13 protein-coding genes and 1 pseudogene are annotated in these 15,671 nt (G+C 41.7%); 11 read left to right on the plus strand and 3 right to left on the minus strand.

Annotated elements, in window-relative coordinates; all coding sequences use genetic code 11:
• Positions 1–43 precede the first annotated feature (43 nt).
• Positions 44–406 (minus strand): response regulator, encoded by a 363-nt coding sequence (locus PGLA_RS10350; RefSeq protein ID WP_068532250.1) that lies wholly within the window; start codon positions 404–406, stop codon positions 44–46.
• 210 nt (positions 407–616) lie between these two features.
• On the opposite strand from PGLA_RS10350, the gene PGLA_RS10355 reads away from it, so the two are divergent.
• From PGLA_RS10355 to PGLA_RS10380, 6 genes are all read left to right on the plus strand, one after another.
• Complete coding sequence (locus PGLA_RS10355) at positions 617–976, plus strand: DUF3243 domain-containing protein (protein ID WP_068532252.1); 360 nt, start codon at positions 617–619, stop codon at positions 974–976.
• Positions 977–1,305: 329 nt separating this feature from the next.
• Positions 1,306–1,881 (plus strand): TetR/AcrR family transcriptional regulator, encoded by a 576-nt coding sequence (locus tag PGLA_RS10360; protein WP_068532254.1) that lies wholly within the window; start codon positions 1,306–1,308, stop codon positions 1,879–1,881.
• A 57-nt stretch (positions 1,882–1,938) separates the two neighbouring features.
• Entirely contained in the window at positions 1,939–2,649 is a 711-nt protein-coding gene (locus tag PGLA_RS10365) for a YqeB family protein (protein WP_068532256.1), read from the plus strand.
• A 195-nt stretch (positions 2,650–2,844) separates the two neighbouring features.
• A complete protein-coding gene (locus tag PGLA_RS10370; RefSeq protein ID WP_068532258.1) occupies positions 2,845–3,885 on the plus strand; it encodes an LLM class flavin-dependent oxidoreductase in 1,041 nt (346 codons plus the stop codon).
• Positions 3,886–4,127: 242 nt separating this feature from the next.
• The gene (locus PGLA_RS10375) at positions 4,128–4,604 is read left to right on the plus strand and encodes a glutathione peroxidase (RefSeq protein ID WP_068532260.1); all 477 of its coding nucleotides are present in this window, start codon (positions 4,128–4,130) and stop codon (positions 4,602–4,604) included.
• A 281-nt stretch (positions 4,605–4,885) separates the two neighbouring features.
• Positions 4,886–6,517 carry a formate--tetrahydrofolate ligase gene (locus PGLA_RS10380; RefSeq protein ID WP_068532261.1) on the plus strand — a complete coding sequence of 544 codons (1,632 nt, stop codon included), beginning with the start codon at positions 4,886–4,888 and terminating at the stop codon, positions 6,515–6,517.
• A gap of 116 nt (positions 6,518–6,633) precedes the next feature.
• Here PGLA_RS10380 and PGLA_RS10385 read toward each other — a convergent pair whose 3' ends face one another.
• Together PGLA_RS10385 and PGLA_RS29390 are read right to left on the minus strand one after the other, a co-directional pair.
• Complete coding sequence (locus tag PGLA_RS10385; RefSeq protein ID WP_245699795.1) at positions 6,634–7,062, minus strand: TetR family transcriptional regulator C-terminal domain-containing protein; 429 nt, start codon at positions 7,060–7,062, stop codon at positions 6,634–6,636.
• A gap of 9 nt (positions 7,063–7,071) precedes the next feature.
• Positions 7,072–7,233, minus strand: a pseudogene (locus PGLA_RS29390) (TetR/AcrR family transcriptional regulator); the annotation flags it as partial.
• Positions 7,234–7,817: 584 nt separating this feature from the next.
• Here PGLA_RS29390 and PGLA_RS10390 point away from each other — a divergent pair.
• The 5 genes from PGLA_RS10390 to PGLA_RS10410 all read left to right on the plus strand — a co-directional run bounded on the left by PGLA_RS10390 (position 7,818) and on the right by PGLA_RS10410 (position 15,645).
• Positions 7,818–9,038, plus strand: a complete 1,221-nt coding sequence (locus PGLA_RS10390) for a GNAT family N-acetyltransferase (RefSeq protein ID WP_068532265.1) — start codon at positions 7,818–7,820, stop codon at positions 9,036–9,038.
• 557 nt (positions 9,039–9,595) lie between these two features.
• Positions 9,596–10,957, plus strand: coding sequence for an FAD-dependent oxidoreductase (locus PGLA_RS10395; protein WP_068532267.1), 1,362 nt, complete (start codon positions 9,596–9,598; stop codon positions 10,955–10,957).
• Positions 10,958–11,222: 265 nt separating this feature from the next.
• Positions 11,223–12,059 (plus strand): formate/nitrite transporter family protein, encoded by an 837-nt coding sequence (locus PGLA_RS10400; RefSeq protein WP_068532269.1) that lies wholly within the window; start codon positions 11,223–11,225, stop codon positions 12,057–12,059.
• Between the two features lie 217 nt (positions 12,060–12,276).
• Entirely contained in the window at positions 12,277–14,343 is a 2,067-nt protein-coding gene (locus PGLA_RS10405) for a molybdopterin-containing oxidoreductase family protein (RefSeq protein WP_068532271.1), read from the plus strand.
• A 78-nt stretch (positions 14,344–14,421) separates the two neighbouring features.
• Positions 14,422–15,645 (plus strand): MFS transporter, encoded by a 1,224-nt coding sequence (locus tag PGLA_RS10410; protein ID WP_068532273.1) that lies wholly within the window; start codon positions 14,422–14,424, stop codon positions 15,643–15,645.
• Positions 15,646–15,671: the final 26 nt, after the last annotated feature.

Here is a 15,671-nt window from a genome sequence, read left to right on the forward strand (position 1 = left end):
GGTTTCTCTTGAATGATCAATAGGTGGGCCTTCTTGGACCATATTAACTATCAAGAACCTTGCTGATGGCTTCAATAATCCGTTCTTCTTGAATAGGTTTTACAATGAAATCCTTTGCACCTGCTCGAATGGATTCGGTAATCATGGATTGTTGACCCAAAGCAGAACAGATGAGAACTTTAGCCTTCGGATCAATCTTTAATATCTCCTTGAGGGCTGTGACCCCGCTCATCCTAGGCATGTTGATATCCATGGTGACCAAATCTGGACGTAGTTCAGAATATTTCAAGACAGCATCATAACCATTTTCCGCCTCTGCAATTACAACGTGCCCCATACTTGTGATCAGTTCTTTTAATATCAGTCGCATAAATTGAGAATCGTCAACTACGATAATATTTGCCATGCTAATTCCTCCGTATTGAAACAAAATGAAATCATATATATACAATGGACAGATAGGAATGCTAACTAATTTTATATCGACATTGTTGCCCTTTTTGTGAAGGTGATGGACGATATATCGCTGATATTAAATCAATTCTGAGGGATATGAATTGAAGAAGGAGTAAATGCTAATTCTTAATGATGTAGTCAAATTTAAAGGAGGCATCCCATGTCCGAGCATAATCACGTAGTGAATAAAGATGGAGCATTAGATATGACTAAAGTGGATGACGTCTTAAACAGGATCAGTGAGAGTCGTAAGGATGGCATTCTCTGTGATTTTGAATTGTTCCAGAACTACTTAAGTAAAAGAATTAATCTTGGAAAATCTATAGGCCTCAGTGATGAGCAACTAGTAAATATGGCTCAGAAAATCGCTGGTTATTTATCAGATAATGAAGAACCACGTAATCGTGAAGAGAAACTTTTGCAGGAACTTTGGAAGGTTGGCACGTTGGCAGAGCGACATAGTTTGTCCCACTTATTAGTGAAGTTGGCTCAGTCCTCAACCCCTCAACTATTACAATGACGGATTACATAGAATGAATAAAGTGAGATTATAGGTGCATAACCTTGGAATTATAGAACAAACTGTATACGAATATATAATAAAACGTAGCCTCGTATTTCAGGCTACGTTTTATTTGGTTAATCATTAGCTATCATTAGCTATATAGAATCCACTTAGTTGTGATATTAATTTCGATTAATTCCTCCGTTGTGTGGGATGTTTCTTACTATTAGGATCCATTGCGATCTGGCTTCTTGCTATGATCTACGGAAGTTGTATTGCAGGGAGTCACTTCATATGATAAATTCTAACTATCGGTAAGTAAATGAATATGGAGTTGAATGAAAATGGCGAGTAATAATAAAACGCATCAGAATATTGTGGACGCATCCTATAAACTGTTTTCCGAGTACGGCTTCGATAAGACTAGTTTGTCTATGATCGCAGCAGAAGTAGGAATCACGAAGCCGGCAATATATTATCACTTTGCTTCTAAAGAAGCATTGATCGATTATCTCTTTGAGGATAGCTTTAAAGATTACCATTTTGAAGCCTATTTCACGATTGATGAGTTCACATCTATTAATTTTCAGGAAATGCTTATCGAGAACGGCCTGCGCATACTCCTGTTAGAAGATGAGGACGATAGTGTTATGCGTATATTGAATGAATTTCTATTAACGATCACCCGGAATGAGAATTATCATAAAAGATTATTGCAAATGCAGGAGGATTTTCTTAATGGATTCTCGGAGTTATTGGAAAAAGGAGTTACTCTGGGAGTCGTTTCGCCTATGAACATAACTGCTAGGGCGCATGTGTTAGCCATGGTCTTCGACAATATCAGTAGCTATATGCTGATGGGATTAAAATTGGATTATAGGCTGATTTGGATTGAAGCGGTTAATAATGCAATCCGATAATAAGGTAAGGTTACACAACAATTGCTTATGCAGCGTATTGAACGGAGGTAAGAGCCTGTGGCAACAACGGTAAAGGCACGGCATGAGTCGACTGAAATTGGATTTTCAACAACAACGCGCGTTCTACTGTTTACGGGTATTCCCCTGATTGGCATCATCATAGGGTACTTTCTCCCGGCGTTAGCAGCGTGGACATTAACATTGCCTTGGATTCCATTTAGGGGACCCATCGAGCTTATTACTTCTTTCAAAGAACCCTGGATGGAAATTATATGTTCCGTGCTCGGTTTGGCTGCTGGGATATGGTTTGCTCTCGCGTTCATCACCGAGACGCTGGTAGTTACCATCACGGATAAGTACTTGCAGCTTGATAAAGACAGAGTGGTCCAAGCGATTAATAGAGAAGAGATTACCGCAGCATTCTTAGATGGGAAATACTTTATTTTACTGGGACCATCAGGACAAGAACTTGCTCGTGAGATTTACGACTTATCGATTAAGCGTCTAGCGAGTACATTAGAGCTGTATGAATACCCCTTTATACCTTCTGGTGATCCTTATAAGGAACAATATCGCCGCTGGGTTGTGGACTCACCCGATCTGCCGCCAGCTATTAATGCCTTAATGAAAGCACGCGAGAACGCATTGCACAAGAAAGATACTGCCAATGTAAAGGATCTGCGTTGCGAACTCATCAAATTAGGCTATGTGATCCGCGAAGAAGAAGTACGGCAGTATTGGCGTTCATTTGAAATTCATGATAGCTAAAAGGAAACTAGAAACTTAGCGTAACGAACTTGATTGTTATGCTCTGTATTTTGTAAATGAGCTAAGTTCTTTCTTTAAGGATGTGGCTTTTGTATTATGAAAATAGTGCATAACGGGCATGGTTCATTGCTGAAATAACAAACCCAAATGTTATAATTTAAGAATCATTTTTTCTAAGAAGGGTCTTGACGACTTATGATAAAGCTTAGCATGTTGGATCAATCTACGATTTCAGAAGGAAGCACGCCAGTAGAGGCACTTGCACAGACTGCCATCATGGCCCAAGAAGCAGAGAAGTTGGGATTTCACAGGTTGTGGGTATCAGAGCACCATTTTGCAACGAGTCTAGCTGGCTCGAGTCCTGAAGTATTGATCTCTCATTTAGCAGCTAAGACGTCAACGTTACGAGTAGGCTCGGGTGGTGTAATGCTTCCGCATTATAGTCCTTATAAAGTAGCAGAGAACTTTCGTCTATTAGAAGGTTTGTATCCAGGACGTATTGACCTCGGTCTAGGGCGCGCTCCCGGTGGGATGCCCTTTGCTACACAAGCGCTTCAAGAGGGACAGGAACGAACGATAGATCGATATCCGGACAAGATAGATGATCTAATCTGCTATCTAAATGACACATTAAGTGATGAACATCGTTATGCTGGCTTGATTGCGACGCCGAAAGTCGATACGGTACCGGAGATGTGGTTGCTCGGATCTAGCGGTGATAGTGCGGTGCTTGCTGCAGAGCGTGGAGCAGGATTTGCATTCGCCCAATTCATTAACGGCCAGGGTGGCAGTCAGTACATGAGAGATTATCAGCAGAATTTTAAACCTTCTGTAGTATTTAGTGAGCCGCAATCGATGGTAGCCATCTTTGCTATTTGTGCGGATACGGAAGAAGAGGCAAATAGACTTGCTTCGAGTATGGATCTTTCATTTGTTCTGTTGGAGAAGAGTGCGAGATCTGCAGGGACTCCTTCTGTGGACAAGGCTCTAAATTATACGTACACTCCGTATGATCGATTCCGTATTGAAGAGAACCGTAAGCGAGTCGTCGTAGGCAATCCATCGCAAGTGAAAGAGCAGATTCTACAAATATGTGAAGATTACAATACACAGGAAATTATGATCGCAAGTATCATTCATAATTTCGAGGATAAAATGAAGTCATTCCGTCTTATTGCCGAGGCATTTGATCTGCCTGTGATGTTCGATCATCATTGTAACGAGTCCACTTTATAACAATAACTTAGAATAAGGGTATGGCTAGAGTTTGGTGGACTTATCCCTTGTGAATTTATCGGTTCATATGATTACTCGAAAGGCCATGCTAGTATAGCTTTTCAATTGAATGATACGATGGATCGTTGTAGCTTATTTGGATATTAAAGTTATTTCTTATATGATAAAGAGGATAGATAGATTCGTCCGACCATTTCAATGGAGTACAACCTATCTTGATACGAAAGCGAGGGGGAACTAGGATGTCCGTATACGAGTTTACAGCAGCTACTCCGGCTAACAAGGAAGTTTCACTAGAGGAATACAAAGGTAAGGTACTTATCATTGCCAATACAGCTAGCAAGTGTGGGTTGACACCGCAGTATGGTGATCTTGAGAAGCTGTACAAGGAATATCGTGAACAAGGTTTGGAAATCTTAGGTTTTCCATGCAATCAATTCGGTGCACAAGAGCCAGGTAGCAGTGAAGAAGCGGAAATATTTTGCCAAGTGAACTTCGGTGTAACCTTCCCGGTATTTGCAAAAGTAGACGTGAATGGTGAAGGAGCACATCCGTTGTTTCAGTACTTGAAAGAACAACAACCAGGTGCTGGTGAAGATAGCGCAATTCAATGGAATTTCACGAAGTTCTTGGTTAACCGTGATGGACAAGTCGTTGAACGCTTCGAGCCGAAGACATCTCCAGAGACGATGGTTCAGGCGATGAAGGATTTGCTGTAATTAAAGACTTCATGAAATATGAAATTCACAGATCCTATAAAAGAGTTTGAAGAGTGATGTAGAGTGATATCTATCCTTTACACCACTCTTTTTTTGGTTGTTACAGTGTCATCAAATGTTAGGATGAATGTTAGAGGTAGGATTTTACTTAGGATGAATGGGGTCAATTGTGAGGTTAGTTTAATATATTTCTGCGTTTCTTTCAGGTACAATAGTGGTTGTCTGATTTACATAATGATAAATAGATTTATACAGAACATTAATGGGGGTTACTTGAGAACATGAAGCCTATTATTGAAGTTGCTCACGCCATAGGCATTGCCGAAGAGCATTTAGAATTGTACGGTAAGTATAAAAGCAAAATCAATCCTAGCGTTTGGAAAGAAGTTAAGAATCGCCCAGATGGTCAGTTAGTGCTTGTGACCGCTATGAATCCAACGCCTGCAGGTGAGGGAAAGACATTGACTACGATCGGTCTTGCGCAAGGTTTGAATGCCATTGGAGAGTCTACAATTGCTGCGCTTAGAGAACCTTCACTCGGACCATGCTTCGGTATGAAGGGCGGAGCAACAGGGAGTGGGAAGGCACAGATTGTCCCTGCAGATGACATTAATCTTCACTTTACCGGAGATATCCACGCTGTGACATCCGCTCATAATTTATTATCTGCGATGATTGATAATCACGTATTCCATGGAAATACTTTGCGATTGAATTCGAAGCGGTTGGTATGGAAGCGCGCCATGGACATGAATGATCGGAGTTTGCGCAATATTGTGACAGGGCTTGGTGATGGAAACGGTAACGTAAGAGAGTCTGGCTTTCTCATTACGACAGCTTCAGAGATCATGGCTGTCCTATGTCTCAGTGAGAACTTGTCAGACTTAAGGAACAGACTGGGGAGAATGGTTATTGGATATAACGAAGCCGGGGATGCCGTGAGTGCTGCTGAGTTGGGCGCAGTGGAAGCGATGGTTATTCTTCTTAAGGAAGCGATGAAGCCGAATCTGGTTCAGACATTAGAGGGTACACCTGTTATAGTACACGGAGGACCTTTTGCTAATATTGCACATGGATGCAGTAGCGTCGTGGGCACAAGGTTGTCATTGAAACTGGCGAAGATCGTCGTAACAGAGGCAGGATTTGGAGCAGATTTGGGCGCTGAGAAGTTTTTTGATATTAAATGTCGTCAAGCGGGTCTAACTCCAGCAGCAGCTGTCCTCGTCGTTACAGTCAAAGCACTCAAATATAACGGGGGTGTTCCAAAGCAGGAGCTTGAGTACCCTAATATAGATGCATTACATCAAGGGCTATGCAATATGGAAAGACATATCGAGAATATTCGCAAATTCGGGGTTCCTGTATTGGTTGCAATTAATCACTTCGAAGGAGATGTCTCTGAGGAAATCATGCTAGTACAACAACGTTGTCAGCAGCTTGGGGTACGGGTAGAAATATCGAAGGCATGGGCTGAAGGGAGTGGTGGTGCGATACAATTTGCTGAGACGCTTGTGGAGCTCCTACATAGTGAGACTTCGAACTTTACCCCACTCTATACTGATGAATTGGATATCCAATCAAAGATTGAAAAGGTTGTGACGGATATTTATCGTGGTGTTGGTGTATCCTTCTCTCCATCCGCTGTACGAGGACTCGCTGAGATTAATCGACTCGGATATGGTAGTCTTCCTGTATGTATGGCCAAAACGCCGTATTCCTTCTCAGATCAACCACGCCTGCTAGGTGCCCCAGAAGGATTTACGATGCATGTTAGAGATGTCTCTTTATCTGCTGGTGCAGGGTTTGTAGTCGTTCACACAGGAAATGTTGTGACTATGCCTGGTCTGCCTAAGTCTCCCGCTGCGGAGCATATGGCTATGGATGAAGATGGTGTGATTACAGGATTGATATAGTTTACAATTTTTCCGTAGGAAAAATACTGCGAAAGCATATGCTTAGAGATAAATGAAAGGCTTATTCTTTAGGGGGAATCCTAGAGATATAAGCCTTTTTTAAAAATATCATGTTATTATCTCTTAGTAATACCATAGAGGAACACGTCAATCGATTTCTTGTATATCTTTAACGCTTGATCTAGGTTGGCATTTTGCGTCATTTCACCAAGTCCAGTTAATAAACCTTCGAAAATAATAGCAATAATGTTGATTTCATCTTGTCCAAGTTCAAATTCCCCTTGTTTCATACCTTCTTGTAGTAATATCTCGTTAAATTTCACGCGAGCCAGCATGATTTGAGAAATTTGTTCTTGAATATCATCTTTTACCCATTTGTTGGAGTAAAATTCATTGGCTACTTTGGTTAGTGGATGGTTGAACCCATTCTGGACTAAGTAATCGACAATACCGTACATTTTGTCTATAAATGTAGTATAAAGAGGCTCAATTTCACTCCATTGTTCTTCCCATTCACGTTCCCACTCTTGTAATAGAAAGAGCATTAGTCCTTCTTTGTTTTTAAAATGGTAATAGATATTCCCCTTACTACTTCCCGATGCGGCGCTTAAGTCTTCAATGGATGTTGCGGCATATCCCTTTTGAATAAATACATGGCGGGCTGACTCTACTATTCGTCTTCTCGTCAGTTCGCTCGCTTGCTGTTTTTTATTCAGTTGATCTCAACTCCTATTAATTATGAACTCATTATTGTCATTGTAATTGTCATTTCAACAAATGTCATTATGAATATAACGATTGTTCAGTAATGATGATGTTGATGGGATCGTCTGAATAAAGCAGAGAAGAAGAGTGAGGATGGCCAATATTAAGGGGATTAAGCAATTCCTATGACTTTTCCGCTCGTACGGAGTTCATTCATATAAGTGGGTATAATAGGGCTGACGAGTCCGATTTCTGCAAATACTAACATTATGTTGAATATATTGTTCTAGTTTTGAACCATTTTTATTCTATGGTGACTAAAGGGTTAGCCATATTGGCAGTTTGAACCGATACCGAGAACATGGTAGACTTTTTATGAGGTTACCTCATTTTGGTTATTTGTAGGGGGATAAATCGCCTACCGGATGAGTGGCTTTTTTTTGCTACATTTAATGGTTAATGAACAAATCGTGATTTCACATACCTGAATACGTACTGGAGAAGGGCATTGAAATTCTTTCTCTTTTGTATAGTTTACAGTGTAGAAATAGAAACTAATGGGTATTGGTATTACACAAATGGAGGGTTATAACCGATGAATCGCCGTAAGTTGCAAGACAGACTCAAATTAAAGAGTGTCGAAACGATACACGGAGAGCAGTTTAATAATTTGCTGCGTTATGTTTTTCAAGTGACCAACCGTGATTTGCAAACATTCGGCTGGGAGAACAGGGAGATTGCACAATCTAAGCTGCCCGTGCTGAAGTATGCCGATGTATTAGGTTGGTTTGATGGCGATAAACTCATATCACAGCTTGCAGTGTACCCTTTTCAGGTGAATATATTCGGTCATATTTATGAGATGGGCGGACTGACAGGTGTTGGAACTTACCCAGAGTATGCCAATTTGGGCTTAATGAACAAGCTCATGTTGCACGCTTTAAGTAATATGAGAGATAGGAAACAATCGATTTCGTACTTGTACCCGTACTCGATTCCCTATTATCGGCGTAAAGGTTGGGAGATTATCTCCGATAAAATTTCATTTGAAGTCCAAGATACCCAGCTGCCGAAGTTGAAAATGGTTCCGGGTAATGTAGATCGTGTAACGATCGAACATCTGGATATAAAGACGATCTATGAAGAGTTTGCATTACAAAATCATGGGGCGATGCTCCGAAATGAACTAGCATGGGAAGAGTATTTGCGATGGGATTTGGATGACATGACGGTCGCCATTTACTATGATAGCAACGAGAAGCCGATGGGGTATCTGTTGTATTGGATAGCTGAGGAAGTCTTCCATATTAAAGAGATGATGTATCTCGATGAAGAGGCACGAACGGGATTGTGGAACTTTGTCAGTGCCCACTTTTCGATGATAACGTTGGTTAAGGGAGATATTTATAAGGACGAGCCGTTGGCGTTCATACTGGATGACGGCGATATTAAGGAGACCATTGCTCCGTATTATATGGCTCGGATTGTAGACGTCGCACTCTTCATTGAGCAGTACCCGTTTCAAATTCAAGAAGCGGATTGTCAGCTCGTATTCAGCCTGCACGATCCAATGCTCGAATGGAACCAAGGAACCTTTACATTAATGGTAGATAAAGCAGGGAAAGGGTATTTGAAGGAAGGCGGTGGCAAACCTTCTGTTATTATCAACATTCAGACATTGACCACCATGTTTATGGGTTACAAACGTCCAACGTATCTCGCGAAAATCGGTCGTATGCAAGGTGACGATACAAGTGTCCATTTGCTTGAGAAATTAATTCGGAATGAGCATCCTTACTTTTCAGATTATTTCTAAATATTAATTCCAGGTACACAAACAAACCGACTCTGTGCAGAGTCGGTTTGTTTGTGTGTAGATTTGTAGAAATCTCAACGATATAGTGAACCATAACAAAAATAACCCATTTCCCTAGCACTTCATCCGAAACGTACAATCTGAAGTAATGTAATAGAGGTCTAGATGAAGACAGGGTTGGTTATTTGGGGGACCCGAATGGATTGCAATAACTATATTAGGGCCGAGTGGGGGATTTCACGCCCCCTTCGGAACAGCTCCTTTTGAATATAAATGGTTGTTATATGTCACACTAAAACAGTGGGTTAAGATAGTTACATCACAATATTTGGATAGGATATAAATCACTTGTTTTCAGATATAATCAAGGATTATTACTCTCAAACAAGGAGAAGAGGCGACGTTGAGGGGTATTCTTAATTGTGAACATTGTGAAAATTTTATCAATACCCCTTGCAATGTGAAAAATATCACACTATAATAAAGGATATAAAGGTGAATTAATTCACAAAGTATTCAATCTATATAGAACACCCAATTTGGAGGAGGAACAAATCATGAAAATAGCAGTCATAGGTTGTACACATGCCGGAACGGCAGCCATCGTAAATACCGCAAAATTATATCCAGAAGCTGAAATTACCGTATATGAGCGTAATGATAATATATCTTTCTTGTCTTGTGGAATAGCATTGTATGTAGGTGGTGTGGTGAAAGATCCACAGGGTCTGTTCTACTCTTCTCCAGATCAATTAGCTACACTGGGAGTCAATACAAAGATGCTTCATGAAGTGATAAATATAGATACAGAGGGCAAGCGACTTACGGTACGTAATTTGGTGAACGGTGAGGAGTTTGGAGATACCTACGATAAATTGATTATGACGACAGGGTCATGGCCGATCATTCCGAAACTTGAGGGTATTGAATTAGAGAATATCTTGCTGTGTAAGAATTACAACCACTCGAACACGATTATCGAAAAGGCGAGTCAAGCGAAGCGTATAACGGTGGTCGGTGCAGGTTACATCGGCGTGGAATTGGTAGAAGCCTTTCAGATGAATGGTAAAGAAGTGACGCTGATTGACGGTGTCGATCGTATTCTTAACAAATATCTTGATCCTGAGTTCACAGATGCGATCCAAGAGACGCTTCAGAGTAAGGGCATTAAGCTTGCACTGAATCAGACAGTAACTGCATTTGAAGGAACAGATGGTCGTGTGAGCAAAGTCATTACTTCACAAGGGGAGTATGAAACAGACTTGGTTATACTATGCATTGGCTTCCGTCCGAATACGGAATTGCTGAAAGGGCAAGTGGATATGCTACCGAATGGTGCGATTATCGTGGATGATTATATGCAGACAAGTAAGAAGGATGTCTTTGCGGCAGGGGATAGCTGTGCGATTCATTACAATCCAACTGGCAAACATGCCTACATCCCTCTTGCTACGAACGCTGTACGTATGGGTACTCTCGTTGCGCGCAACTTGATGGCTCAGACGATTCCTTATATGGGCACGCAAAGTACATCAGGCATCAAAATATACGAAGACAATATCGCAGCTACAGGATTGACAGAATTATCCGCAATAGATGAAGGCTTACAGGTCGAGACAGTGAGCATGACCGACCATTACCGTCCTGAATTTATGCCAACATCAGAAAGCGTGACGTTGAAGGTTGTATTTGAAAAAGAAACACGCCGTATTGTCGGTGCCCAGCTTATGTCGAAGGTGGATCTCACACAATCGATTAATACGATCTCGGTATGTATTCAGAATCGGATGACAGTCGATCAGCTTGGATTCATCGACTTCTTCTTCCAACCGCACTACAACAAGCCATGGAACTTCCTGAACGCGGCTGGTTTACAGGCGTTGCCTGTGGTAGCTAAATCAGAACCAGTAATGGTTTAGGACGACATATTTAGCGAACTAACGAATCAGTCTTCTATTGAAATAATCTAACAGGTAGACCCCTTGAAGCATACATCAAGGGGTCTTTCTGTATAGAAATGTAAAAGTGACCAGGATCACTTTGCGCAAATCATAACTATTTTGTGAAAACTTTCACTACAATTCATTTATTGTGACATTTATTACGTTTAGAAGTGAAAGATTTACGTTACAATCATAATAATAGATTAGATTTTAACTAAATTGGATTAGAGGGGATAGGATCATGGCCTATTACAAACCTCAGCAAATTGCTGAAATTACAGTTGAGATGGGTACGAAGAAAGCCCATAATCGACTTGCAACGGTACTCATTCTTGGTTTCTTAGGTGGCGCCTTTATTGCACTTGGATTTCTGCTCGATATTCGTGTTATCGCCGGAGCACCAAAAGAATGGAGTTCCATCGTTAATTTCATTGGAGCATCCGTCTTTCCAGTAGGACTTATTCTTGTATTACTGGCTGGAGGTGAACTGCTAACAGGTAATATGATGGCAGTGCCACTGGCTCGTATGGCGAAGAAGATTTCGACATGGGAAATGTTGAAGAATCTAATACTAATTACATTATCTAACTTTGTAGGAGCAATATTCGTCGCTTACTTTTTCGGACATATCGTTGGGCTGACGGAAACGGGCGTGTATTTGGAGAAAGTAGTGGATATGGCGGGGCATAAATTAGATGCAACTTTTCTACAAGCCTTCGTCTCAGGCGTAGGATGTAACTGGTTAGTAGCTCTAGCGGTATGGTTATCTTATGGATCGGATAATATAAGTGGCAAAATATTAGGGATATGGTTCCCGACAATGGCCTTTGTGGCTATAGGATTTCAGCACGTTGTAGCGAATATGTTTCTTATTCCAGCAGCTATCTTTGCGGGTCACTATTCATGGGGAGAATATTTGATAAATTTCGTACCTGTTTGGTTAGGCAATTTAACGGGTGGCGTAATCTTTGTCGCTGCAGCTTATTGGGTAGCCTATCTACGTGAACAACAAGCGACTTCGCTTACGGTTACGGATAGTATCTCGAAAGCGAGTGCATCACAAAAACGTGCGTTGTAAGCTATATTTTTCATAGGGTGTATATGATAAGTTAGGTCGGTCTTTTCCTAATGGAATTTTAGGGAGGTCGACCTTTTTGGCATATGCGTAGCTTTCAACTGGTTTAGCCATGTTTTATTGGTTTTTCTTTGCGGAATTGAAGGTGTAGATTTATGATAGAAGTAGATTAAGGTCAGATGACGTTTATATAAAAAGATCCTAAAGGAGTGTAGCAGAGATGATCGAACAAGAGAATGGTGTGTTTCCAGCGGTATGTCCGCTCGATTGCCCGGATACATGTGGTCTGCTACTGCATAAAGAGAAGGGCAAGATTGTAAAAGTTACAGGGAACCCCGACCATCCAATTACGCAGGGAGCAATCTGCAATAAAGTAAGAAACATGACAGAGCGTGTATATCATCCTGATCGGATACTATATCCAATGAGACGAACGGGAGCTAAGGGTGAAGGTCAATTCGAGCGGATCTCTTGGGATGAGGCTGTTAGTGAGATTACAAGTCGTCTGAAACAGTGCATTCGTGATCATGGGTCGGAGTCTATTCTACCCTATAGCTTCTATGGAAATATGGGGATTCTCAGTGTAGATGGGATGGACCGTCGATTCTTCAATGCGCTTGGAGCAAGTCGCTTGAAGCAGTCCATTTGTAACTCCGCGGGTACAGCAGGCTGGAGATACACGATGGGCTTTAATGGTGGAACTAGCCCAGAAGACACGATAAATGCCGATGTTATTATCGTATGGGGCGGTAACATCATCAGCACCAACATGCATCAAGTGGTGTTAGCGGAGCAAGCTCGTAAACGGGGTGCGAAGGTTATCGTCATTGATGTACACCGTAATAGAACAGCACAATGGGCTGATTGGTTTATTCCCCTCTATCCAGGCACTGATGCTGCTCTGGCACTGGGGATGATGCATGTGATGTTCCGAGATGATCTTGTGAACGAACAATTTATGAAGCAATACACCATCGGACGTGAGGAACTTTGTAAGCATGTACAGTCGTATACGCCAGAAAGAGTGTCTCGTATTACAGGAGTTCCCATTGAAGATATTGAGAAGCTTGCTGTCATGTATGGACGCGCAGATACTTCTTACATTCATATTGGGAATGGTCTTCAGCATCATGATAATGGGGGTATGAATGTACGGAGCATTACTTGTTTGCCTGCCTTGACAGGACAATGGCTAAGACGTGGTGGTGGAGCTTCGAGATCTAATGGGGGCTATGCGCAGATGAATAGCGCTAAGCTTGAGCGGCCTCAGCTTCGCCCTAATCCTAAAGCACGCACAATCAATATGAATCGTATCGCTGAAGCTCTCGAATGGGAAGACAATCCTGTTAAGGCGTTATTCGTATATTGTAGTAACCCTGTTGTCGTCGCACCGGATGCAGACAGAGTGAAGCGGGGATTCGCCCGTGAAGATATATTTACGGTCGTACACGACTTGTTCCTCACAGATACAGCGAAGTATGCAGATATTGTGTTACCAGCCACATCATCATTTGAAAGTACGGATCTCTTTAGTTCATACTGGCACCAATATATCCAACTGCAAGAGCCTGTCATTCCTGCACAAGGTGAGAGTAAGAGTAATATGGAGCTGTTCTCGCTTTTGGGACGTGCGATGGGTATGGATGAAGAGCCTTTTAGCCAAAGTGAAGAGGATATGATTACGGAGGCGTTACAATATCCATCGAACCCGTATCTGAATGGTGTGACACTTAAAGCACTGAAAGAGCACCAATTTGTGAAGCTGGATATGACGCCACAACAGACCTTTCTTGAACGCCTACCGACACGATCGGGTAGAATAGAGCTATATTCATCGGCGATGATGGAGGCAGGGTTACCTCCACTACCGGAGTACGTTCCCCTTCACGAAGGTTATGATGGAGAACGCCGTCCAGGAGTAGATGATCAGTACCCACTGATGTTCATCTCACCACCGAATCATAACTTTCTAAATTCTACCTTTGCTAATGTGGAGAAGCTTCAAAGAATCGAAAAAGCTCCGACGCTGCAAATTCATCCACAGGATGCTGCAGTAAGGGGAATTAAAGATCATGATGATGTGATCGTATTTAATCTACGTGGGCGTTATGAGTTGAAGGCTATTGTTACGGATAAAATGCTTCCAGGTACTGTGATCAGTCAAGGATTATGGTGGGAAAAAGATGGACGGAAACAACGTGCCAACGTATTAACACCAGATCGACTAGCAGATATGGGAGAAGGAGCAACCTTTTTTTCAACAACAGTTGAAGTAAAGCTGCAGTGAAATAGGTTTCAATTATTTTGATTATGATATGAATCTATAAATCTATGTATCTATGAATCATCTGGGAGATTACAACTTATGAGAATGTTACAAACTTACCCGAAAGAAGTGAAGGTGTTTCTCCTTGCAAGTCTGATCAATTCTACGGGTAGCGCGCTGATGTGGCCCCTAACAACGATGTTTGTATTTGATGAATTGGGACATAATATGGCAGATGCTGGGCTTGTTATCTTAATTCAAGCTTTAGGTGGAATCATAGGGCAATTATTAGGGGGATCATTGTATCATCGGGTAGGGGTTAAGAAGCTTATTGTGGGATCATTAGTTCTGAACGCATTAGGACTATTCGCACTGCCTGTGACTAGCCAATACTGGTATTTCTATATGGCGTTAATGGGGTTTATCGGGTTTTGTAATGCGTTATCTTTACCTGCTATTCAGGCATTTATCGGGTTTCGATTTGCCGATCGGCGTGGAGAGTTATTTAATATTATTTATGTTGCTAACAATATTGGGGTAGCCTTAGGGACCGCTCTGAGTGGTTTTTTAGCAGACATTTCGTACAAGCTCACCTTTATCGCGAATGGTCTAACTTCGGCTGTATTTGCAGTGTTCTTTCTCATCTACTTGAATCGACTCGATGGCCAGCAGGGTGAAGTACATTTAGACAAAAGAAATACATCGACCTCTGACGAGAGCATATGGCGGTTGCTTGGGAATACACGCATTTATTTATATTTGGGTATAGGATCGATGTTTATTTTGTTGGGTAACTCGATGTGGAATTCGGGCGTGTCTCCATTCATTATTTCAGAAGGATTTCCGAAGAAAGCGTATGGATTCCTCTGGACGTTGAATGGTATTCTAATCTTCGTGGCTCAACCTGTCATCAGTCTATTAAAGAGGTGGCTGGCGAAATCCTCTTCTTCGCAAATGACGATGAGTGCTGTTTTTTATTTATTATCATATATCGTGATATTAATAACACATAATTATCCTGGATTAGTATTAGCGATGGTCCTAGCGACGTTAGGTGAAATGCTAATATCACCTGCTATTCCTGCATTTATCTCAGATCATGCAGGTCGAGCGGCCCCTTTCTACATTGGGCTGAGTGGAGGGGTTGGTGCTATCGGAAGGGTTATAGGACCCTATACGATGGGCCTCTTATATGATGGAGGTGGACTCATTCCAGTCGCATGGCTAGCTATAGGTACAGCTGCGATCGGTGTAGTGTTCTTCATAGTACATGCCACTCAGAATAGAGTTATGAAGCCCGAAATGGAATCATCTGCAGTCTAACGGTTGTAACAGGAGTCTTGAAAAGG

The sequence above is a fragment of the Paenibacillus glacialis genome, from assembly GCF_001637205.1.
GTDB classification, from domain to species: Bacteria; Bacillota; Bacilli; order Paenibacillales; family Paenibacillaceae; genus Paenibacillus_AQ; species Paenibacillus_AQ glacialis.